Genomic DNA, 22,691 nt, shown 5'->3' with positions numbered 1-22,691 from the left:
AAAATCGTATTACCCCCTTCTTTCGCAGCAGTTATCGCCATCCAGCACATTGATCCAGCAACCAATTAAATCAAGGTGTGAAGACAATATTTTAAAACAAACCAGCAGAGGAATCGCAATTAACAGCCCGATTACGCCCCACACCCAACCCCAGACAAACATCCACAACACTACCAATAAGGGGTTCATATTAAAACGTTGACCCAATATCGTCGGCGTGATCAGTTGTGATTCAATAAAATTTAATAACAGAAAGCTTCCAGGCACCATGAGCGCCATACCCCAGGTTTCATATTCAATGAAACCCACTCCCGTCAATATGAGCGATAAAACCAAGGGGCCGATATAAGGTGCAAAATTCAAGATGGCCGCTAAAGCCCCCCAGAGGAATGGATCGTCTACACCCAACAACACCATTACGCAGGCTGTCGCCAGCCCTAAACCAATATTAATGACGGAAATCAACAATGCATAACGGGAAATATCATCACGTACAGTTTGAAAAATAATAACCGCTTTCTTTTTTTCAGCAAAAGATGATTGGGCACGCACCAAATTTCGCATTAAATTATCGCCATATACGAGAAAAAAATAGGTGATTACAAACACTGCAGTAACTTCTATCAAAAATATTGCCGTAGTTCCTGCAACCACAGAGAACGCCGACAGGAAAATAGTTTCCAGCGCATCACCAACCGCCCCACTTTGCCCCTCTGCATCGGGCAATATCTGTGCAGTGAACAGATTAAACCTATCTGAGAATCCATTCATTTGGACTGCAAGTTTGTCGCCCAAAGCTGGCAAACTATCCAGCCAGTGGCCTGCCGGCCCAACAAGAATCATAAAGGTAGTCCCCATACCCACAATCAGAAGGAGCACAACCAATGCTGCGGCAAGGGCATGTGGCACTTTACAACCAGCAATAAAACGAACCAGTGGGCTAGAAAATAAAGCTATAAAACCTGCTACGAATATGGGAAGTATCAATGTGCGGCAAAAATACAGGGTATAAAGTACTGCTATAACAACTAATACATTCAGTGCCAACGCAATAACACCGTCTTTTCTGCTAGTAGGCTCACGAATGATAAATGGGCTATTCATATGACCGTCCTCGATATACTGCAGTGGTCGGAGACTCCTGCCATTTTCATACCACATGCAACATACATTCAAAAATCATGATCTAATTAGAATGTGAAGTGTTCGGAAAATTAAAAAATTTGTAGTTTTTTCAAATTTTTTTATATTTTTTATATTGTTTTAAAACAAAAACCCATAATTAAAATCTACAGAAAAATCAATAAAAACAGGGGTTTTCAGGTTAATTTTAGATAATTGGCATAGAATCAGCATCACTTTTTGCACGCGCTTTAAGTTGAACGCGTAAACTACTTTTTAACTTACTGCCTTAACGATTGGCCGATTTAAACTGTTAGCAAAAGGAGAACATCATGAAATCGACTTTGTTTTATTCGATTACCATGCCACTAAGTGCATTCGCACTGAGTGCTTCCATGTCAGTAGCTGCCGCCAACAAAGAGCCAAGCATAACCAACATCACCTACACCGAAAAAAAATCAGCTGCCGAATTTTGGGCCGAATTTAAACAAGACAGTGAACAAACCTGGCAGGATAGTAAGTCCGCATTCAAAGATGGCTGGATTGAAAGCAAGTTGGAGACTGCGCTGATCCTCAATAAACACCTCAACCCATTTGAAATAGATATTCGAGTGGATGGCGATAGAGCCACACTGGAAGGAGAAGTGCATTCTAATATCGACAGAGAGCTCGCTGAAAATATTGCATTGGGTGTTGAAGGTATTGACGTGGTGACAAACAAAATAAAGGTGATTGAAAAACCCGCCAAGGTAACGGAGTCCACTCCCGTAAAGGGTCGTAGTTTTGCACAGTATGTGACAGATGTTTCCACGACTGCAGCGATTAAAACTGAGCTTTTAGCATCCAAAAATATTAAAGGTCTCGACATTAATGTAGATACCCTTAACGACAAAGTGACATTGTCAGGCAAAGTAAAATCACAGGAAGAAAAAGCTTTGGCGCAAGCTATAGCAGCCAAACATAATGATGTGAAAGGTGTAGTGAATAACTTGCTCGTAAAATCTTGATTGCAACAGCAAATATTACCGGGGCGCCAGCCGCCCCTCATCTACAGTCATCTGAAATCAAAAATAACAACAAATACAAAGAGTTACTAAAACAACTTAAAAAAAAATTCAAATTAGGGAGCCATTCAGCACAGATTCAGCAGCAATTTAGGCTTTATCACTCCCGCCGAATGGTTTAGTCTTGGTTTTCATCGAGTCACAAGAGCTTACCAATTACTTTGAACACTCAGGTTATCGCCCCCCCGGAAATAGTCACCCAGCCATTGACGCTGGAACCCAGTGATAGTCGTCGCCTTGCCAATCTCTGCGGCCTTCTTGGTCAACATCTGCGCCAGATTGAAGAGCGCCTGGAGATAGAAATCCGCCATCGTGGTAGTGAATTCGAATTGACCGGCCCTTCACCCAGAATTCGTGCGGGCGCAGAGCTGCTGCGCAACCTCTACCTCGTAACCGAACAAAACGAACTCACCCCCGATGAAGTGCATTTAGCACTGCAAACTTCTGGTATTGAACAACTTATGGAACAACTCGATAACGCCGACGCACAAGCGCTGAGCGGCGAATCACCTGCACCTACTGAAAGCTTAAATAGCGACGAAGGAAGCATTACCCTCATCCGCACCAAAAAATGCACGATTAAACCGCGCGGCTTGAACCAACAACGCTATGTGCGTGCCGTACAAAAACACGATATCAACTTTGGTATAGGCCCGGCAGGTACTGGTAAAACCTATCTCGCCGTTGCCTGCGCGGTAGAAGCGCTGCTAAAGAATGAGATTGAACGTATTCTTCTGGTACGCCCGGCAGTAGAAGCAGGCGAAAAGCTCGGCTTCCTACCCGGCGACCTCGCCCAGAAAGTTGACCCTTATTTACGCCCACTCTATGACGCCCTGTTCGAAATGCTGGGTTTTGATACCGTCGGCAAACTAATGGAGCGCGGGGTTATTGAGGTTGCACCACTAGCATTTATGCGCGGCCGCACCCTGAACAACTCCTTTGTTATTCTCGATGAAAGCCAAAACACCACACGCGAACAGATGAAAATGTTCCTGACCCGTATAGGCTTTGGCACTACGGCGGTCATTACTGGCGACCCAACCCAAATCGACTTACCACGCGGCATGGCCTCCGGCCTGCGCCATGCAATTGAAGTGTTGGATAATGTCAATGGCATTAGTTTCACTAACTTCACATCCAAAGATGTGGTCCGCCATCCGATTGTTCAACGCATCGTAGAAGCGTACGAAGCCTTTGAGCAACAGCAGCCGAAGCAAGACTAAGCGCTATGGCCTATCAAATTGATATTGAAAGTAACAGCGAAAGCCAGCAAATCCCTGCGGTGGCTGATCTGGAACGCTGGATTAGTGTCGCCCTACAAAGCCAAAAGCTTGAAGAGGCGGAGGTCAGTGTTTATATCGTCGATGAGGACGAAAGTCAGGAATTAAATGCGCAATACCGGGGAAGAGATTACCCAACAAACGTACTCTCCTTCCCCGCTGATATTGCAGAGGAAGTTGGAGTGCCACTGTTGGGCGATCTGGTAGTCTGCGCCCCGGTGGTGGAACGGGAAGCGCAAGAGCAAGGCAAAACGTTGCAGGCACATTGGGCGCACATGCTGATCCATGGCACCCTGCATTTAGTCGGCTTCGACCACATTGATGACGATGAGGCCGAAGCGATGGAAACCCTGGAAACCCAAATCTTAACTGGTTTAGGGTATCCTGCCCCCTATCAAGAAATCACTGAAGAATAAAAGACCTTGGGAATTTACATCATGTCGGACGACCATCCGAGTAGCACCACTACCGAAAAACACGAGCGCCACGAAAAGCATGAGAAATCATGGCTGGATAAACTGCTCCATGCATTCAGTGCGGAACCAAAATCCCGCGATGAACTATTGGAAATCATTAAAGATGCCGCCGACAATCAATTGTTGGATCAGGAAGCCTTAAGCATTATCGAGGGCGCGCTGGATGTATCATCCCTGCAAGCGCGCGAAATCATGGTGCCGCGCTCACACATAGTAGCGATTCGTATTGAAGATTCACCACAAGAATATTTACCGCAACTAATTGAATCAGGCCACTCGCGCTTTCCGGTAATCGGCGAGAATATTGATGATGTAAAAGGCATTTTGTTGGCAAAAGATTTATTGCCGCTCGCGCTAAAAGGCACAGACAATTTTAATCTTGAAACCATTTTGCGTCCCGCCACTATTATCCCAGAAAGCAAGCGCGTCAATGTGTTGCTGCGCGAATTCCGCGAAAACCGCTACCACATGGCTTTGGTGATGGACGAATACGGTGGCATTACTGGCTTGCTTACCATTGAAGATATTCTCGAAGAAATCGTCGGCGAAATTGAAGACGAAACAGATGAGCAGGAAGAAGCAACTGACTTCATCAAGCGCGTCAGTGAGAATGATTACATCATCAAGGCGCTAACGCCCATCGAAGACTTCAATGAATTTTTTGGAAAGGAATTCAGCGATGAAGATTTTGACACCATCGGTGGCATACTTATGCAAGAATTCGGTCACTTGCCCAAGCGCAATGAAGTTGTGCAAATGGACAACATGCAATTCCGCGTGCTTTACGCCGACAACCGCCAAATTCATTTACTGCGCCTGACGATATTAAGTGATTAAGTCGCGTCGAATACCATTAATAACAATCCCGCCATACGGCGGGATTTTTTTAACCGGACACATGAAAGATAACACCCATGCCCGATAAAATCCTGAATTTACCGCAGCCTTTAGCGTTATTGATTGCCCTGCTCAGCGGTGCGTTAATTACCCTGAGTTTTGCGCCTTTTACCCTCTGGCCAATTACGCTTATCAGCCTGGCCGCCTTTTCACTTTTGTTAAAAGAACAATCACTCAAAACCATTCTCTGGCGCAGCTTTGCATTCGGAGTGGGGTTTTACGGCGCGGGCATTCATTGGATTTATGTGAGTATCCACAACTTTGGTGGAGCATCACCGCTATTCGCCGGTTTTCTTGTTTTTATCTTTGCCTGTTTTATGGCGGCTATTTTTATACTGCCCTTTTATATTTTCGGTCGCTGGTTTAATCATCACTCACTTGGATTAATAATTGCCCTACCCGCCTTCTGGCTGCTGGGTGAATGGATGCGCACCTGGTTTTTAACCGGTTTTCCGTGGCTGTTTTTAGGCTATGCACACCTAAATACACCACTCTCAGGATGGGCACCAATCACCGGCGTGATGGGTATGAGTTTTATTCTGGTACTAACTGCTGCCGTATTTGCTGAATGGATATGGAAAATTAAAACCGAGCCTACAAAAAAGATCTCGTTACTTGTTGCCAGCACCTGTTGTGCAGCCTTTTGGATCGCGGGAATTACTCTAAAAGATATTACCTGGGCAGAAGCTGATCCAACCCCCATAAAAATCGGCATGGTACAACCCAATGTCGACCAAAGCACCAAGCTCAGTTTTAATCAGGACACCACCATCACCGCACTCAACCAGTTACGCGATCTCAGCACAGATTTGTGGACAAATGATTGGCTAATTTGGCCCGAAGCAGCAATTCCGACATCACTGACTTATCACGATGCACTGCCCTTTTTGGAAGAGATGAATACCAAAGCTACCGAACACGACACTGCACTATTTACCGGTGTCATCTATGAAGACCGCGATAAGAAAAAATATTACAACTCAATTGCAGGGCTCGGCCAAGGTTATGGTTTTTATCACAAACGTCGCTTGGTTCCATTTGGTGAATATGTACCACTGGAGAACCAACTACGCGGCCTGATTGAATTCTTTAATCTGCCGACCTCGTTTATCCATTTGGGACCACAAGACCAGCACGGTTTAATCGCAAAAGGTGTGCGCATTACACCGGCAATTTGCTACGAGATCGTCTACCCCGATTTAATCGCCCAAGCAGCCAAAGAGACGCAAGTTTTATTGAGCGTAAACAATCTCGGCTGGTTTCTCGATTCAATCCAGTCAAAACAATTTATGCAAATGGCGCAAATGCGCGCTCTCGAAACTGGCCGCTATCTGGTTTACAGCACGAACAATGGCCCCAGTGCGATTATCGATAACCACGGTAAAATCCTCAGCCGCAGCAATTCATTCAAAGCACAAACCTTCACAGGTGTGATTTATGCGGTAAAAGACTGGACCCCCTTTATGATGTACGGGAGCGGTCCATTGGTAATATTCGCGACATTGCTATTGTTATGCATTAGCTTGCCACAATTGCTTAAGCGCGACCCAGTGCCCAAAGAAGCACAATAAGTATTTCGAATGTAATAGCAATATTTGGGGTGTCTTGCGGCGGTTTTATCGCTAGAGTAAAGCTAACACCATCACCCCAGTATGCTATGAGCACCATAACTATCAACACACCTGCAGATCCACGCTGGCCTCTATTGGGCGACACCAGCGCTGACGGCCAATTTGTGTATGCCGTTATTACCACTGGTATTTACTGCCGCCCTGGCTGCCCTTCGCGTCGCCCAAATCCTGACAATGTGCGCTTTTTCGACATTCACACCCAAGCAGAAGCAGCGGGCTTTCGCGCATGCAAACGCTGCCATCCACAACACCTGGGCAGCGACGCATTGCAAACACAGCGCATCACTAATCTATGCCGCTTTATTGATTCAGCAGCACAAGAACCCAGCCTTGCCGACCTTGCAGAATATGCCGGCATTAGCAGTTATCACTTGCAGCGTTTATTTAAAGCTGCGACTGGCTTAACACCCAAGGCGTACGCCAAAGCCCATCGCCATCAACACGAAACTCAACGCAACGCTCTCATTCTCAGGAAGCAATCCGCAATGACTCTTTATTTTGCTCTGGAGACATGTTCGCTCGGCACTATTTTAGTCGCACAAAGCGAAAAAGGTATTTGTGCAATTTTATTAGGCGATGATCCACAACTTTTACATGCCGATTTACAGTGTCGTTTCCCCACTGCTGAACTCATCCCAGGGGATTCAACACTTCTAAAAACTGTCATTCAAGTCATTCGCGCGATCGAGCAACCAAAACTAAAAATTGATTTGCCTCTGGATATTCGCGGCACAGTGTTTCAGCAGCAAGTATGGCGAGCATTACAAAAAATTCCCGCCGGTGAAACACGCAGCTACACAGATATAGCCGAGGCAATAGGTGCACCCAAGGCAGTGCGTGCCGTAGCAGGCGCTTGTGCCGCCAATGCCATAGCAATCATTATTCCCTGTCACCGGGTAGTGCGCAGCGACGGCAATCTATCGGGGTACCGCTGGGGCGTTGAGCGAAAACAAAAATTACTGCAACAGGAAGCAGAACAAGCGAAACCATAAATCTATGCCAACTATCATCGAGACCAGCATTGCACTACCACGCAATTTTCGCCTAACAGACTTTTTACTATTCCATCAGCGCGATGCACAAATGCTCGCTGAAGTCGTCAATGAACAGCAATTACAAAAAGGGATTGTGTGGCAAGCTATGCCCGCCTGTATCACCTTCAGGTTTGTTAAAAAATACGTTGAAGTACAACTGCATATAGATTCTGGGCGAAAAAAACTGGATATCGAAAAAAACCACACTCGTTTACAACTACATGCCCACCATATGCTCGGCCTCAACCAAACGATTAGCGATTTTGAAAATTATGTCGCAGATCATCCGCAGCTTACGTATTTGATTGCCCGGCAATCCGGCCTGCGTGTCCCGCAAGCAGCGACAACTTTTGAAGCACTAACCTGGGCAATTATTGGACAACAAATTAGCGTTAGCGCTGCAGTATCTGTCCGCCGAAAATTCATCCTGTATACCGGTTTGCAACATTCATCAGGCATTTGGTGCTACCCGAGTGCAACACAAACTGCGGCTCTCACAGAAGACGATTTGCGCTCATTGGGGTTTTCGCTTAGCAAAGCACGAACAGTCATAGAACTAAGTAAGAATATCCATAACGGCGATTTGCCACTAGAGGATTGGCTAAACGATTACCTGCAAGGAAAACCACTGGCTGCACAACGTATTTACGATGCCCTGATTAAAGTACGCGGTATAGGCCCCTGGACAGTCAATTACGCTTTACTACGTGGTTTCGGGTGGTTGGACGGCTCGCTTCACGGCGATGCAGCCGTGAGACGCAATCTACAACTTTTGCTGAATACGGCAGAAAAGCTTGATGAAAAAACAACCCAATCATGGCTAGCCGCGTTTTCGCCTTGGCGCGCCCTGATTGCAGCACATTTATGGGCGATGCAAAAAGCGGAAGGTTTTTAAAATATTATTGAAAAACTTTACTTAAGGCTAATGCATAAAAAAGGCATGCTACAAGGGCAACGCAAAAAAACTTTCCGCCAGAAAACTCTTTCTTTACTCAGGGATAAATCTATGACCATGACAACTCAAATTCTCATTTTGTTAATCGCACTTTTGCACATTTATATATTGATATTGGAAATGTTCCTGTGGGAAAAACCGGCAGGTCTGCGCGCCTTCCGCAACACACCGGAAAAAGCGGCAATGACCAAAGTATTGGCGGCTAACCAGGGTTTATATAATGGATTTTTAGCGGCAGGTTTACTCTGGGGGTTATGGTTGGGAGAAGCAGGCACATCGATTAAGGTGTTCTTTTTGGTGTGCATTGCAATTGCTGGCATCTACGGTGCAGCGACCGCCGCACGCAAGATTTTATATATTCAAACAATTCCGGCATTAGTGAGTTTAGGATTGTTATTGTTCGCATGATGCAATAGGGGTACCCTGCTTAACCCTCTTATTAAAATTCAGGCGTTATTACCTTTGGATACCCCGTATGATTTTACTCTCCCCTGTCAAAACACTCACGCTTTCCAGCCCATCGCATAAACACCGCCACTCTCACTTGAGTGCGGCAAGCGGGTTGGTGCAGGTTGGCAACTGGCTGTATGTAGTCGCCGATGATGAAAACCATTTGGGATTGTTTGCGCGCGATGGCGATGGCCATGGTGAGTTGATTCCGCTTTTTTCCGGCGATTTACCCCTGGAGCTTGAAGAGCGCAAAGCCGCCAAGCCTGACCTGGAGGTATTGACCCTGATTCCCGCCTCAAAAAAATACCCGAATGGCGCACTGCTGGCGCTGGGCTCCGGCTCCAAAGAGGCGCGCCACAAAGGCGCTATACTTTCATTTAATGACCAAGGCGAATTAGACGATGCAGAAATTATTGATCTCGCATTGCTTTATCACGAATTAAAGGAAGAAATAGGTAAAATTAATATCGAAGGTGCAGTCATTATCGATAAAGATATTATTTTGTTCCAGCGTGGCAACAAGAAAAATAAACTCAATGCAACCATTCGCTTTCCACTCAAACAATTTTATCAATACACACTTACGAAGGATAAAAAATCCAAACATAAACTCGATGCGATTATTAGGCCCTACGACCTAGGAGAGATAGCGGGTGTTCCACTTTGTTTTACCGATGCAACCACTCTGCCCGACGGCACCATTATTTTTACTGCTGCCGCAGAAAACACCTCTGATGCTTACCTGGATGGCCAATGTATGGGCTCCATCGTTGGTGTTATCACCAGCCAAAGCGATTTGCACAGCACTATCGCCATCGATAAAATAATCAAGGCAGAAGGTGTAGAGGCACAAGTCGTCAATAATAAAATCCACTTGCTGTTAGTCACCGATGCTGATGATGCAACCGCACCGGCACAGGTTTACACCGCCGAGCTCAGCGGGTACCCATTTTAAAAACCCAATATTGAACAGGTAAACCAATTCCCATGATCCATATCGCCAAAAGTATCGCCGCATTATTTGCATTGACCTTGCTGGCCTTTGCGGCCCTGCAGTTTAATGATCCCGATCCGGTGATTTGGGTGAGCTTTTATTGCCTTTGCGCTGCCACCCCACTACTGGCGCTGGCAAATAAATTTATCCGCCCGCTTTTCTGGTTGACGCTAGCGTTATGTGTTTTAGAATTGGTTCTGTCTGCACCCGGTGCCTATAATTATTACTTGCACATGGAGCAAGAACCGTTAATGCAAAGCATGAATCCGGACAAGCCTTACATAGAGGAAGCGCGAGAATTTTTAGGCGCACTGATTGCTGTGGTTCTGGTATGCCTTAGTGCCTTGCTTGCGCGCTACACGGTTAACAATAATAAATAATTTCAACACAGGCTATTCCGGCCTCTTTATGTCCAACCTCGATAAGGTGATCCAGCATATGCAATTACAAAAAAAACTAGGCTTGGGATTTATTTTCTTTGGTGTTGCCATCATTCTTGGGATGTATTTTGTAGCGGATGGTGGAGCGTTTTTGTTCTCGGCACTCATTGGTCTCATGGCCATTTTCTTCGGCGCATTCCAGTTGATGTTAACCGCTGATTTAGCCACCAAGCCGACCTCAAAAAGCAAAGCTAAAAAAACTCGCAAGTAAACGCTGACTACATGGGTTGTCAATAAACCCAATGGCAACCCATGCGTTTTTAGCAACCTCACAAGCTTGCCAAGGCTACCTGATTGCGCCCTAAATGCTTTGCCTTATACAGCGCCTGATCAGCACGTTTAATCCAATCCCCTGCGGATTCGCCGCGCTGTAAATCCGCCACACCCAGACTGACACTCAAAGGTTCCTTCAATCCAAAGTCAGCAGTGAAGACAGCGAGGCGCAATTTCTCGGCAACATTGGTTGCCGCTGCAATATTAATTTGCGGCAGTAAAATTAAAAATTCTTCACCACCCCAGCGCCCCAATGCATCTGACTGCCGCAGGTTTTCGCCCAAAATATCGCTCACCTGACGCAAGACTTTATCGCCCATCGGATGGCCGTAATTGTCATTAACTGCTTTGAAATGATCAATATCCAAAATAATTAATGCTGTCGATTGGTGATAGCGCTGCGCGCGTTCTACTTCATCGTGCACCAGCGTTTCCATATGGCGGCGATTAAACGCCTGGGTCAGCGAATCGGTAATTACCAGGATATTGGCTGCGGCTAATGCATCCTGCAATGCTTGGGTGCGTTCATCTACGCGCGCCTCCAAATGGCTCTGATAATCGAGATTGTCATCCAGCACTACCCCCATCAACAACATAGGTGTACCCAGTGCAAGCACAATCAACGACCAGCGGCTAAAGGCTTCAATACCCGCGCCCATGTGTAAGGGATCCAACCCGAGCACCACAAGCAATGCAGCGCTGCCACCGGCAACTGATACCGCCAGTGCAGCACCGATAAAGCGCAACCGGATAATAATAAAAGCCACCAGCGGAAATAATAATGCCGCCAGCGATGGCTCAAACCTTGCGAATAGCAGCGGAATAGGAATCGCCAGTGCGCTAAAAAACAGGGGGTAATTAATGATTGCAGAAGCGTTGTTGCGCAGCGCGAGCCATAGGGGCACCACCAAAAATAATCCCTGCATATCGGATAGCGCCATCATCGTAAAGCGCGACAATAATTCATCGATACTGATCAGCCCAACTGCCAAATGCAGAATCGCAATGGCGGCCACGCTGATCGTTACTGCGACAATAATTGCCAGCAAAAAGCGCTGCAACCCAATACGGCTGAAACGCGGTTCGTTGTCCAAACGCCACAAACGCCAGGCCAGAAAACCTTGCAGCGTATCAAACATAGGGCTGAATATAATGAGAGCGATCGTTGCCAGCACACCATTAGTCGGCATCGCCAGTAAGGCAAAAGAACCATTGATGACCAGCGACGCACACCACACCAACGGGATGGCACGGCGGCGATAGAGACTAAACATAATCAAGCCAACCCCTGAGGTCAGCCAGACTTGCGCAAAAAAAGTACCCGGAAATGCAGCGTAACGAATACCTACATAGCCCAAGGCTATATAGCCCAGCATAAATAAAAACGCCTGCAGCCAGGGGAATTCTGACCGGGTAGGCGCTGCAGAAAGACGGAACAAAAAACACCTCCACACCCGGCAACTCTCATCAGTATAGTAATGATTGGCAGCATGGCAGTTGAAACATGAATGCCAGTGCAAAAAATGCTTGCAAGCTGGGAGCTATTCTCAAGCGAAAAATATTTCCATAACCTCATTTAGTGCGGCTTCACGACACCATCCTGCAACAATTACCCATTAGCCTGTGCTTTCTGAACCAAACACGCTTCTGTACCCATCGCCGAATAATCACCACAGGCTTATCATGAACTCACCCTTACAACAGCTGACCACACTCGGACACCAATTAGACGGCACACTCCAGCGCTACAAATCTGTGCTCTACCCACAGCGATATTGGGAATATCGCCGCTGGTTGAAACAACAGCGCCGGGATATTCCACAAGACAAGCCGCTAGTCGTGTTTGATTTTCGCGATACTCGTATAGACGGTCCCCAAGGGCGACGTTTTTATTGCTTGTTTATGTATTTTATCCGCGCCGGGTTTTATCCAGTGTTGCGTGAAAATTATTTGGTGTTGGGCAATATCCAGGACAAACATAAAAAGCTCTGCTTACAAGAACACTTTTCGGTGCTACTGGATGAGCGGGATTTACCGCAAGGCTATTTGCTGGTTACCGATAAATGGTATTCAGGTCTCGCGCACAAAGCGAAAAAAATAGTTACCGTTAATTACCAACCTGATTACCAATCGGGTGACAGCTGCTTCCCCATGCCCTTTCCGATGTTTCCACCGATTTATGCAGCACAGCAGGATTTGCTGTTGGAAAATTACCGACAGCAAGCGCGCCAGTGGCAAATATTTTTCGGCGGCGATGCCGAGCCAGGGAAATATAATAAAAAATCTATCCGCAACATTTATGCAAAACTCAGCCGTGCACAATTGCTGGAAAATCTCGCGCGCTCCCTCGCTCCAGGGAGCATCATCGAATTGCAGAATAATACGGCGCGGCAACGTGCCGAAGAAAAACAACATGCCGGTTTAATCGTTATGAATACCCGCCTGTGCAAGGTACAACCGGAGGACTGGCTAGGCACCCTCGCCCGCTCCCGATTTTTTTTGGCATGCCCCGGTGTACGTTATCCTATGTCGCATAATATTATTGAAGCTATGGCGGTAGGTAGCATTCCCATCACCCAATATCCGGAAATGTTTTTTCCTGCGTTGGAGGATGGAAAAAATTGCCTGACATTTAGCAATGAAACAGAACTACAAATAGCGATTAACAATGCTATGGCAATGAATGAATCCGCAATTGCGACAATGGCGCAAGCAGCTACTGACTACTACGATAACTATTTGGCTCCCACTGCGAGCATCCACCGTTTGATTAACCATAATCCAAATCGTATCAGCTTGCGGCTCTTGCCATTCTTAAAGTCGGGTGGCGGATTTGCTTAACGCTGGCTGCAATAAATAGATATAAGCATGCAGCGCTCTTGAATACTGTTAAGTATTTTTAGCATGAGCCCGATCAACAACATTGTCATGGATTTCATTGTGGCATTAATAAATCCATCGAAATTGAAAAAACTACAGAACACATGAAAGGATTTCAAATAGGACAAGTGTACAAAGACAAAAAAATAATAAATACGATAAAAATAAATCATAATTTTAATAAAAAAACATCTACCAAAACACATTAATCCTCGCTTTACGTCCCAAACCAGACCTCGTGGCATGCATGTTGCAACATCCCTTTTACTCAAAAAATTCATGCTTTGATCTGCATTAAACAGCAAGATTATTGTCTTTTTGATAAAAAGGGGAAACGTATGTCAACCTATATCAACTCACCAAAAAATCTTCTTATTGACGCACTTTGTCTGGAAACCCAACGTCGGCTATTTCCTCACCTTGAGGTTGTACATTTGGAAATGGGGGAAGTTATTGCAGAATCCGGAGACGTCATGAAAAACGTTTACTTCCCGATAGATTCAATTGTTTCATTGCTATATGACACGAGAGAAGGTAACTCGACTGAAATATCTCTGGTGGGCAATGAAGGTTTTGTTGGCATTGCGTTGTTTATGGGTGGTGACAGCACACCCAGCCGTGCTGTGGTACAAAGCGCTGGTAATGCTTATCGTCTCTCCAGTAGAAAATTTAAAGAAGAACTGAACCAGCATGGTGATTTACAAAAGCTTATGTTGCGTTACATTCAATCATTATTTACACAAATGGCGCAGACAGCCGTGTGCAATCGACACCATTCAATTAATCAACAACTTTGTCGTTTTCTATTGTTGATGCTTGATCGTCTCTCAGACAATCATTTATTACTCACTCAAGAGCTCATCGCAAATATGCTGGGAGTACGCCGTGAAGGTGTTACGGATGCCGCAGGAAAATTGCAAAAATTAGGCATAATTGAATACACGCGTGGCCACATTACTGTGCTGGACAGAGCCGAATTGGAAAATTTAACCTGTGAATGCTATACCGTTGTGAAACGGGAGACGGATCGTTTATTACCGCAACACCACCTCCACCAGCACAATATTTATCGGCAGTCCGCCTAGGTTATCAATCCACAGTGTTCATTTCCCGTTGCTGAATTGAAGTGCTTCTGGCGGCCTTAACTCGATTCAAATGAAATTGAATATTTAGCCTAAATAGCAGATGCTACTGCTTCGTTTATCGACACCAACAGGCATGGAGTAACAGGTTATGAATGTACTGGCAATTTGCGGTAGCTTGCGGAAAAAATCCACCAACATGGGGCTGCTGCGTTATGCGCAAGCTAATGCCCCTGAGGGTAGCACTATTACTATTGCTGATTTATCGGCAATCCCTTTTTACAATGCCGACCTCAGCGAAAAACCGGCAGCAGTCATTACTCTGTTACAGCAAATTGGCGCTGCTGATGCGCTGATTTTTGGCTGCCCTGAATATAACTACTCTATTGCCCCCGCACTCAAGAATGCACTGGATTGGGCGTCGCGCGAGCCGGAAAATGCATTGCTAAATGGTAAAGCCGTTGCCCTGATGGGTGCTGGTGGAGGTATGGGAACTTCGCGGGCGCAGTATCACTTGCGGCAGGTCTGTGTATATTTGAATTTGCATCCACTCAACAGACCAGAAGTATTTGCAAATGCCTTTACCCCCGCATTTGACAGTGAAGGCAATTTGGTAGATGAGAAAATCCAGGGTACGATCAAAACGCAATTGGCTGCCCTGATAAGCTGGGCCGCGAAATTGAAATAGCTGCCATGAACAGTCGCCATCGAGCAGATGGCGACTGCCGCTAACAAAAAAAGCTACTCGCCACCATTACACGACCTTACACCTGTACACACTTCAACATCACTCTGTTTTTTAATATCACCATTATTTTTTAGTGCTTTTTCACATTTTCTTAAGCCAATCTATGGCGCCTTCCTCTACCTGATCTATAGTCTTTCCAACCTGTCTTTAAAACCTTAAAAATATCGTACATAGAACGCTACAGCACGCTGGGGAATGAGGTATGCCCCGAAACTTACAATAGGCGACGAAAAAGTGGCATTAGGAAACGGCAATGATCGATAACGAACAGAAAAACTATTGTGCAAACCTTGTTGAGGTCAATAAGAAACAAGACGTCATCACCAACCAGGCAATTTACAACCAGCAAGGCGTATTGCTCTTGTCTGAGGGATCACACCTGGATGAAAAGCGTTCGCAGATTTTACTGCAACATAAACTGATGAAACCGCTTGAACAATGTGTTGGCATTACCACGAGCATGGATGCACGAACACTCTTTGACTACTTGAACAAGTTTGCCAAAAACCTGCCTGGCCTTTACGCCGTCACTGACAATGAGGGTTACCAAAAAACCCTGCGACTGGCTTGCCTGTTTTACGAAAAATTTCCATTGCTGCGCCAAAATTTAACTGTGTTGGCATTGCGCGCACGCCATATTTATTTTCAAGGAATTTTCAGTGCTTTGGCGGGTGTTGCCATAGCACGCAAGCTCAATCTCAGTTTGCCCGACATCCAGGCAACCTTTATCGCTGGTTTATTTCATGACGTCGGCTTTTTATATCTCGAACCCCATTTACTTGAAAAAAGCCATAGTTTTAGTGCGGATGAATGGAAAGCCTTGCAAGCACACCCGCTGATCGCACAACGATTTTTAGGCATGGTTCCCGGGCTACCCAAAGAAATTGGCATTGCCATTATCGACCATCACGAGCGCATTGATGGCACCGGATATCCACGCCATATTTTTGGCGATAAAATCTCGATGGTAAGCCAAATTATTGCTGCTACTGACCATATTATTTTTAATCACAGCCGTTACCAGGATTACGGCGTGCATGCGCATAGCATGTTACTCGCCGCGCTAAAACTTAGCGATAATATTTATTTTGAATCAGTTTACAACGCCGCCACTATATTATTTAAAGAAGCACCACCACCCACTGAAACACTCCTGCAACTTCCCTCTATTGAATTATTACTCGCGCGGCAAAAAAAATTGCGTATCCAGTTTGAATCCGCAAAAAGTCTGGCCCAACAACTCTTTATCAATTCCAAAAGTCCGGTTATCCGGTCGGTCACTGCAGTAATGGGCAGACTCGCCATTTCAGTCGTTCGCAGCGGAATACTGCAACCCGAGCAAGAAGATTGGCTAACCAACGTCGGGGCCAGTCGCAGCAATTCCGAAAACTGGTCACTGGTCGAAATCAGTGTGATGCAAGATCAGATTTACGATCAACTTGTTCACTTGAAAAATTTGATGGAGCGGGTAATCGAGAGCCTTGCAAGTGATCATGAACAACTCGATCACTTTAATAGCACACTCGATAAAATTGACTTGCACGAAACGGCGCTCGTCTAGCAAGGTTAAAAACCTTTATACTGGCATTTTTCTCCAGACATTGAGGTATACCCCTTGAATTATGATGCCCGTACCAACAGTTCCGACGCCGACCGCGCCGCCTTTATCCAGTGGTTGACTGACCAGACTGTCACTGAGTTGCAAGCTGCACGCGATAATGAAACAGCCATCCACGCTGCGGTGAAAACCTATGTCAAACACGCGTTGGATGCCTACTTGCCCTTTGAGGAAATTGAAGAAATACTCGGCATCAACGAACCCTGCATTATGGATTTGGCCGAATTGTCCGAGGCGGATGAAGAAGCTGTCGTGGATGCCTTTGAAGACCTGTGTAATGCCTGATGTAACACCCCCGGCGAATCATCAGTGCCCGCTGTGTAGCCAACCCAACCACTGCGCAACGGCAGCAACTGGCAGTTTCGTCAGCAGCTGCTGGTGCAAAGCACAAACCTTCCCGCCCGAATTACTGGCGCAACTTGCGCCCGATCAGCGCAATAAAAGTTGCATCTGCCAGCAATGTGTTGATCGCTTTAACAACCAACACCCACAGCAATAAAAACACTGAAGGAACAAACCTGCGAATCAATGCGCCAATCCATTTTTATGGCATAGAAGAGCATCGATCAAAGGTAAAACAGAAAAATTAAATTATGCTCACCTTAACAGCCAAACAGAATAAGCAAATAAATGTGGAACTTTCGTAACAAAAAATACTGTGTCAATTATCTACATAAAAAAACGATTTATTTTATTTGGTAAGTTGATGCGACATATTGCACAGCGACCTTTGACAGCTCCTACCTTCATCCCTTATCAATAACCTGCACCGGGAAATATCGAATTCGATAGTGCATTTACCTGTATGGATTATGTCATCGTTATTTTTACAAGGGGGTTTTTATGCGAGCCAGGAATTGCTTGTTTTCTACCAGTATGCTGCTGTTAATAGGTAGCATAGCCATAGCGCCAGTCGTATCAGCGCAAAATTCCAACAACAAACCAAGTGCACTGAATATCACGAAACTGGATGATAAAACCGCGACAATTAGCGCGCGTTTTTCTACGCTTTCAACACGTGAAAAAAAGGTGGGGATATTTCTCGATAAAGAAGCTGTGACACTTTTAGATGATGGAACCGGCGGCGATTTGCGCGCAGGTGACGGCCTATTCAGTGCTAAAGTGGATTTTGATTTTGAAGCGTTTACCAAAGCGAATATGCAATTGGCGAAGGTCACCGACGGGGAAAAAAATAATCTCTTTGCTCCCGGTGACCGGCAACAAATAACCCGGCAGCGCATTGCGATCAGTGGCGATAAAATGGAAATTTTTGGTTTGAGTAATGGCAAGGAACAAATTTTCACACTGCCATTTGATCCGACATTAATTAAGGTCAACCAGCCGATTGCGTTGCCATTATTTAATTTGCCGATTGGTCTACCGGTCGATTTTGACCCTGTACCCGCTGCCTCAGTCAGCATTCCGCAATCGCTGATGATTACCGATGTGAGCGTGGTCAATGATCCCGGCCGCACCTGGGCTTGCCCCACCAGCAGTACTTCACCCGTAGGTAATGCAACCGGTGAATGGACCTTTTGGCGCTTGATGGAAAATATGGCGAATGGGACTTCTTCTACTTCCGATTACATCAAAGCACTTTTTAAACATTGGACGATAAACCAAACAATAAATGGTTTTAACGTTTCTGCACGGCCTGGTGTTTATCAGGAAGTGATTAAGGATTGGGAGATTCGCAGCGGCGGCCCGGGCGCAACTTTATTGCCACAAGAAAGCCCCTTCCGGTTACTCGGCATCGTATTACGTGCTGACTTGCGTGGCGGCACCGGCCCTTATGCGGGCGGTGATGCCGGTGAAGGTCGTTTTGTGTTTGCACTGCACGACGGCAATTGCAACAACCTGAGTAAAACCCTGATCCTCGAATACAAAGTACCGATTGCGGGTTGCACCAATATCCGTACCTGGGCGCAAAAGTGGATCGACCTCGCCAGCTCAGCCAATTACAACAATGATTTGGCAAGCCTGACTAATGTGTTCACCGCGGCTGGTGCGAATCCTTCCGCCCCCAACCAAAGTGCCATAGGCCAGGTGCGCACCAATGAGCTGTTACCCGGCTCGCCTTTCTGGGAGCTGCGTGAATTTGTATTGCCCGCTAGTGGCGGCAATTTGGTAGAGACAGATGTAAAACAAGAGCCGCATATGAGCTTCAACAACTCTGTGACTCTGGCCACCTATATCAACGCGAATTGGCCACTACTCGTCGGCCCGCCTTCAGGGCAGCACACAATCCCCTTGAACTTCCCGAGCAGTAGTCCTTTTGCCGCTGGCAGCGCGCCAGTCATGTCGATGTGGAATGCACCTGCAGCCTCGCTAACGGTGCCATTGTCACCTGCTCCCGTAACGCCCCCACCCGCCACAGTGAGGGATGACGCCTTGTTTGAGTTGGCACTCAACACCTGCAGTGGATGCCATTTGATGGAAACCGGAACGCCCTTCGCGCATCTGGATTACAACTCGGTTCCCGGCATGCCTGCGCAGCTATCCGGATTCCTGACCGGCATTTCTATTCCCGATCCGCGCAACCCGGCGGTGATGCGCAATTTCAACGATCTGGCACGGCGCGCGGCGGATTTAACAGTCGCTGCCAATATGAGTTGCGGTAGAATTGCCCCCATAGGCAACCTACTGTTAAACGAATTGAGCTCACCTGCAAGACTGAGGGCTGTGCATTAATCCACTCCATAGCGTCCGTACTACAGGCGCGAGAAGCGCCTGTAGTTTTACTGCCAACCACACTTCAGCGCTGTAATAGCCTAGAATCAGCTATAGTTGAGAGACCCCTTTTCCCCTCGCATCACCGCTTATTCGCAGGAGCACGCTATGAATCCCTATCACCAAAGCCTAATTTTAATTGGCATGCCCGGCGCGGGTAAAAGTACGTTGGGATTATTGCTGGCCAAAAATTTAGCCAAAGATTTTGTCGACACGGATTTACTGATCCAACTGGAGCATCGCAAAACCCTGCAGGATATTCTGCATGAAAAAGGTTACCAGGCTTTGCGTGAAGCAGAGGAACGCGTACTGCTAAATGCGCAGTACCCAAGCCATATCATTGCCACTGGCGGCAGCGCCGTTTACAGCGCCGCAGGTATGCAACATTTAAAACAATTCGGCCCAATTATTTTTTTGGATGTCAGCATCGAATTATTGAAACAACGTATCCACAACATAGATAGCCGCGGCATAGCGCGCCCGAACAACCAAACCTTTGCCGAGATTTACGCGGAGCGTCGCCCTTTGTATTTGCAATACGCGGATATAGTGATCGATTGCAATGGAAAAAATCAGGAGCAGTTAGTAGATGAGATCATCTATGAAGAGGCAGATGCGTTTATCCAATACGAAGCCTGATTTTTTTAAGTCTCACCCATTAAAAAAGCTCTACCCGGCTATCATTTTCAACCGTGTTTGGTTGCACATCTTCCTTTGATTGCAACAGACTCGATACTGTATCCAGCTGTTGCAGCAAACTGCGGAAATGCTCTTCCACTGCAGATGTCGCCTCTTGCAAACCTTCCAGCGAATTAAGCGCCCGCTCTGAAAGCCCTAATAATTCCGCTTCTTGCCCCATATTTAAATCTAAACCGGTAGCCATAACACGTAGGGAATCGGATAAACCCGTCATAATATCTTTGACCGAATTGCGGTTATCGCGCGATGCCATTTCCAACAACATCATCACCATCCGGGTATTGTCCTGCTGGATTTTCAAGAGCGTATTGACCTTGAGGGTTTTTGCGCGCGCTTCTGCAATCGACACCAAATGCGCTAACACATCACGCAGGCGCCCATAGCGCTCTGCATCCAGATAAGGTGCATCAGTGATTAACAATTGAATATGATCGAAACTGAACAATAAAAAGCGCCCCTGGGATACGATGCGCGCATCTGACTCGCGCGCGCTGTGCAATAAGCGCTGGTAGGAAATAGAAACATCAGCAGGAAATAAGGTGATGTCCTCATCAAATATAAATTGGATCACGCCCTCCAAGCGCAAATCTTTCAAGCAGGTAAGCAGGAGTTGCGCGAGGCGATGCAAATCCATCACCACCTGCACTTTTTCAGCAAACACCGCGACGGTTCCCATTTCAGACGCGGAAGACATGGCTGTAAATGCAATCGCGGAAAAATTTTTTAATTCTTCCTGCAAACTATTAATCGCTAATTTATCTTCATGGATTTTGTGCAACACCACTGCAAAATCCGCTTGGTTCATAGCACAGGAAACATAACCATCTACACCCGCCATAGTGAGTTGTACACGCGCTTCGGGGTGGCTGTTATCGGCTAAAAAACCAAGCTTGGGAAGTTGCGGGGGGATGGTTGAAAGCCAGAGCGGGTCCAGAGGAGCGGCGCCCGCCACGAGTATCACAATGTCCACTTGGGAGCAGAGGTTAGCGAACTCATCCGCAGTGGCCAACGTCTGCTCAAAGGTGACCGCATTGCTGGATAACTGACCTTGCCTATCGATAATAATTTGCTGATCCGGAACCCGGAAACATCTACCCGGATTGCCCAATAACCACAGTGCGTCCATAAGGTCGTCCTCGACAAAATCACTCGGTATCACTTAACGATTTCAACACTAACGCTTAAAATATAGGCATTAATTACTATATCCGTCAGACAAATTGTGAATAAGTGTCGCCCGAAAACGTAAAGAGTGAAATTTGCCGCCCATGGGCGTAGAGTGTCAGCCCCTCCGATGACCACCGAGACAGCGCAATGGAACCAATAGAAAGCCCTATTCCCCAAGAGGAACCAGCCCTGCTCAATGCCATTGAAGCCCGCGTACTGGGTTCGCTAATGGAAAAACAACTCACCACGCCCGACCAATATCCGCTGACGTTGAACAGCCTACTGCTGGCCTGCAACCAGAAAACCAGCCGGGAGCCAATCAGTAATTATGAAAGTGGCGTTGTGCAGCGTGCAGTGAGTGAATTGCAAGACCGCAATTTTGTGGCAGTCGATTACGGCAACCGCGCAGCGCGCTACGACCAGCGCCTGACCCGCGTGCTCAGCGTCGATAAGCCCACCCAGGCCATCCTGACGGTAATGCTGTTGCGCGGCCCACAAACCGTAGCGGAAATTTTAACCCGCACCCAGCGCATGGCCGAGTTTGCCAGCGCGCAAGCGCTGGAAGAAAAACTGCAACAACTCTGCGCTAAAACCAAACCGGTGGTGGTACACATCCCCCGCCAAATTGGCCAGCGCGAAGACCGCTATATGCATTTGCTGTGCGGCAAACCGGATTTAGCGGCGATCGCTGCAATGCAAAATTCCACTGCCAGCCCAAGTAGAGGCAGCAGTGGTAACGATGAGCATACAGCGCAACTGGAACAAAAAATTCAACAGCTCGAAAGCCGTGTCGAACTACTGGAAAAACAAGTCGCCACCCTGATGGATTTAAACGGTGTCAGCAACGCCGATTTGACCTGAGTTCACGCCAAACAACAGCCATAGACGTTATCAATTTATTCAAGTGTGATTTAAAAGAAAGGTAAAACCCATGACCGCAGCAACAACCGCAAACGCAAAAAAAGCCCCACAACGCAGCAAACGTTTGCGTAAAAAATTATTTCAAGACGAGTTCGCCACTTTTGGTTTTGAATTGGAATGCGAATTCAAAAATGATTTGACCGACGAAACCATCAGCCAGTTTGTCGATAGCTTTTTTATCGATGCAATCAATGCAGAGAATCTGGTATTTGGCGGCGGTCTATCCAGCA

The 22,691-nt window shown here is 46.6% G+C and carries 24 protein-coding genes and 1 pseudogene; 21 read left to right on the top strand and 4 right to left on the bottom strand.

Annotated features, from left to right (window positions below; translation table 11 throughout):
- Nucleotides 1-9: 9 nt before the first annotated feature.
- Nucleotides 10-1,104, bottom strand: a complete 1,095-nt coding sequence (locus ACWA6V_RS00790) for an AI-2E family transporter (RefSeq protein WP_449520722.1) — start codon at nt 1,102-1,104, stop codon at nt 10-12.
- A 350-nt stretch (nt 1,105-1,454) separates the two neighbouring features.
- On the opposite strand from ACWA6V_RS00790, the gene ACWA6V_RS00785 reads away from it, so the two are divergent.
- The 11 genes from ACWA6V_RS00785 (at nt 1,455) to ACWA6V_RS00735 (ending at nt 10,554) form a co-directional block, all read left to right on the top strand.
- The gene (locus ACWA6V_RS00785; protein WP_449520721.1) at nt 1,455-2,129 is read left to right on the top strand and encodes a BON domain-containing protein; all 675 of its coding nucleotides are present in this window, start codon (nt 1,455-1,457) and stop codon (nt 2,127-2,129) included.
- A 218-nt stretch (nt 2,130-2,347) separates the two neighbouring features.
- Nucleotides 2,348-3,409: a PhoH family protein gene (locus ACWA6V_RS00780; RefSeq protein WP_449520720.1), complete on the top strand. Its 1,062-nt coding sequence runs from the start codon at nt 2,348-2,350 to the stop codon at nt 3,407-3,409.
- A gap of 5 nt (nt 3,410-3,414) precedes the next feature.
- Nucleotides 3,415-3,882: an rRNA maturation RNase YbeY gene (gene ybeY, locus ACWA6V_RS00775; RefSeq protein ID WP_449520719.1), complete on the top strand. Its 468-nt coding sequence runs from the start codon at nt 3,415-3,417 to the stop codon at nt 3,880-3,882.
- A 21-nt stretch (nt 3,883-3,903) separates the two neighbouring features.
- Nucleotides 3,904-4,779 carry an HlyC/CorC family transporter gene (locus tag ACWA6V_RS00770; RefSeq protein ID WP_310072452.1) on the top strand — a complete coding sequence of 292 codons (876 nt, stop codon included), beginning with the start codon at nt 3,904-3,906 and terminating at the stop codon, nt 4,777-4,779.
- 77 nt (nt 4,780-4,856) lie between these two features.
- Nucleotides 4,857-6,410, top strand: a complete 1,554-nt coding sequence (lnt, locus tag ACWA6V_RS00765; protein ID WP_449520718.1) for an apolipoprotein N-acyltransferase — start codon at nt 4,857-4,859, stop codon at nt 6,408-6,410.
- 86 nt (nt 6,411-6,496) lie between these two features.
- Complete coding sequence (locus tag ACWA6V_RS00760) at nt 6,497-7,462, top strand: bifunctional transcriptional activator/DNA repair enzyme AdaA (protein WP_449520717.1); 966 nt, start codon at nt 6,497-6,499, stop codon at nt 7,460-7,462.
- A 4-nt stretch (nt 7,463-7,466) separates the two neighbouring features.
- A complete protein-coding gene (locus tag ACWA6V_RS00755; RefSeq protein ID WP_449520716.1) occupies nt 7,467-8,399 on the top strand; it encodes a DNA-3-methyladenine glycosylase 2 in 933 nt (310 codons plus the stop codon).
- A gap of 111 nt (nt 8,400-8,510) precedes the next feature.
- Nucleotides 8,511-8,867, top strand: a complete 357-nt coding sequence (locus ACWA6V_RS00750; RefSeq protein ID WP_449520715.1) for a DUF1304 domain-containing protein — start codon at nt 8,511-8,513, stop codon at nt 8,865-8,867.
- 67 nt (nt 8,868-8,934) lie between these two features.
- Nucleotides 8,935-9,864 (top strand): DUF6929 family protein, encoded by a 930-nt coding sequence (locus ACWA6V_RS00745; RefSeq protein WP_449520714.1) that lies wholly within the window; start codon nt 8,935-8,937, stop codon nt 9,862-9,864.
- A 71-nt stretch (nt 9,865-9,935) separates the two neighbouring features.
- Nucleotides 9,936-10,283 carry a transmembrane 220 family protein gene (locus ACWA6V_RS00740; RefSeq protein WP_449520713.1) on the top strand — a complete coding sequence of 116 codons (348 nt, stop codon included), beginning with the start codon at nt 9,936-9,938 and terminating at the stop codon, nt 10,281-10,283.
- 28 nt (nt 10,284-10,311) lie between these two features.
- On the top strand, nt 10,312-10,554 hold the full coding sequence (locus ACWA6V_RS00735; protein WP_449520712.1) for a hypothetical protein: 243 nt from the start codon (nt 10,312-10,314) through the stop codon (nt 10,552-10,554).
- A gap of 58 nt (nt 10,555-10,612) precedes the next feature.
- Here the strand turns inward: ACWA6V_RS00735 and ACWA6V_RS00730 are convergent, their stop codons facing one another.
- Nucleotides 10,613-12,055, bottom strand: a complete 1,443-nt coding sequence (locus ACWA6V_RS00730) for a diguanylate cyclase (protein WP_449520711.1) — start codon at nt 12,053-12,055, stop codon at nt 10,613-10,615.
- 244 nt (nt 12,056-12,299) lie between these two features.
- On the opposite strand from ACWA6V_RS00730, the gene ACWA6V_RS00725 reads away from it, so the two are divergent.
- The 6 genes and pseudogenes from ACWA6V_RS00725 to ACWA6V_RS00700 all read left to right on the top strand — a co-directional run.
- Nucleotides 12,300-13,457: a glycosyltransferase gene (locus ACWA6V_RS00725; RefSeq protein WP_449520710.1), complete on the top strand. Its 1,158-nt coding sequence runs from the start codon at nt 12,300-12,302 to the stop codon at nt 13,455-13,457.
- A 377-nt stretch (nt 13,458-13,834) separates the two neighbouring features.
- Nucleotides 13,835-14,581: a Crp/Fnr family transcriptional regulator gene (locus tag ACWA6V_RS00720; RefSeq protein WP_449520709.1), complete on the top strand. Its 747-nt coding sequence runs from the start codon at nt 13,835-13,837 to the stop codon at nt 14,579-14,581.
- 148 nt (nt 14,582-14,729) lie between these two features.
- On the top strand, nt 14,730-15,266 hold the full coding sequence (locus ACWA6V_RS00715; protein WP_449520708.1) for an NADPH-dependent FMN reductase: 537 nt from the start codon (nt 14,730-14,732) through the stop codon (nt 15,264-15,266).
- Between the two features lie 313 nt (nt 15,267-15,579).
- Nucleotides 15,580-16,887, top strand: a complete 1,308-nt coding sequence (locus ACWA6V_RS00710) for an HD-GYP domain-containing protein (protein ID WP_449520707.1) — start codon at nt 15,580-15,582, stop codon at nt 16,885-16,887.
- A 54-nt stretch (nt 16,888-16,941) separates the two neighbouring features.
- Nucleotides 16,942-17,229, top strand: coding sequence for a hypothetical protein (locus tag ACWA6V_RS00705; RefSeq protein ID WP_449520706.1), 288 nt, complete (start codon nt 16,942-16,944; stop codon nt 17,227-17,229).
- Nucleotides 17,183-17,350 (top strand): annotated as a pseudogene (locus tag ACWA6V_RS00700) (cysteine-rich CWC family protein); the annotation flags it as partial. The gene ACWA6V_RS00705 and the pseudogene ACWA6V_RS00700, both read left to right, overlap by 47 nt.
- Here the strand turns inward: ACWA6V_RS00700 and ACWA6V_RS00695 are convergent.
- On the bottom strand, nt 17,351-17,473 hold the full coding sequence (locus ACWA6V_RS00695; RefSeq protein ID WP_449520735.1) for a hypothetical protein: 123 nt from the start codon (nt 17,471-17,473) through the stop codon (nt 17,351-17,353).
- 314 nt (nt 17,474-17,787) lie between these two features.
- Here ACWA6V_RS00695 and ACWA6V_RS00690 point away from each other — a divergent pair, with 314 nt between their 5' ends.
- Both ACWA6V_RS00690 and ACWA6V_RS00685 read left to right on the top strand, forming a co-directional pair.
- Entirely contained in the window at nt 17,788-19,635 is a 1,848-nt protein-coding gene (locus tag ACWA6V_RS00690; RefSeq protein ID WP_449520705.1) for a choice-of-anchor X domain-containing protein, read from the top strand.
- A gap of 147 nt (nt 19,636-19,782) precedes the next feature.
- Complete coding sequence (locus ACWA6V_RS00685) at nt 19,783-20,313, top strand: shikimate kinase (RefSeq protein WP_449520704.1); 531 nt, start codon at nt 19,783-19,785, stop codon at nt 20,311-20,313.
- Between the two features lie 19 nt (nt 20,314-20,332).
- On the opposite strand, the gene ACWA6V_RS00680 is transcribed toward ACWA6V_RS00685, so the two are convergent.
- Nucleotides 20,333-21,499, bottom strand: a complete 1,167-nt coding sequence (locus ACWA6V_RS00680) for a hypothetical protein (RefSeq protein WP_449520703.1) — start codon at nt 21,497-21,499, stop codon at nt 20,333-20,335.
- Between the two features lie 188 nt (nt 21,500-21,687).
- Between ACWA6V_RS00680 and ACWA6V_RS00675 the strand changes: the two genes are divergently transcribed.
- Both ACWA6V_RS00675 and ACWA6V_RS00670 read left to right on the top strand, forming a co-directional pair.
- Nucleotides 21,688-22,401 (top strand): YceH family protein, encoded by a 714-nt coding sequence (locus ACWA6V_RS00675; RefSeq protein WP_449520702.1) that lies wholly within the window; start codon nt 21,688-21,690, stop codon nt 22,399-22,401.
- A gap of 70 nt (nt 22,402-22,471) precedes the next feature.
- Nucleotides 22,472-22,691 (top strand): 50S ribosome-binding protein YggL (locus ACWA6V_RS00670; protein WP_449520701.1); only part of this gene is annotated, 220 nt, incomplete at its 3' end.

It is taken from the genome of Cellvibrio sp. (assembly GCF_053579595.1).
Note: the sequence above shows the minus strand (reverse complement) of the source record. Positions and strands in the feature narration are given on the sequence as shown.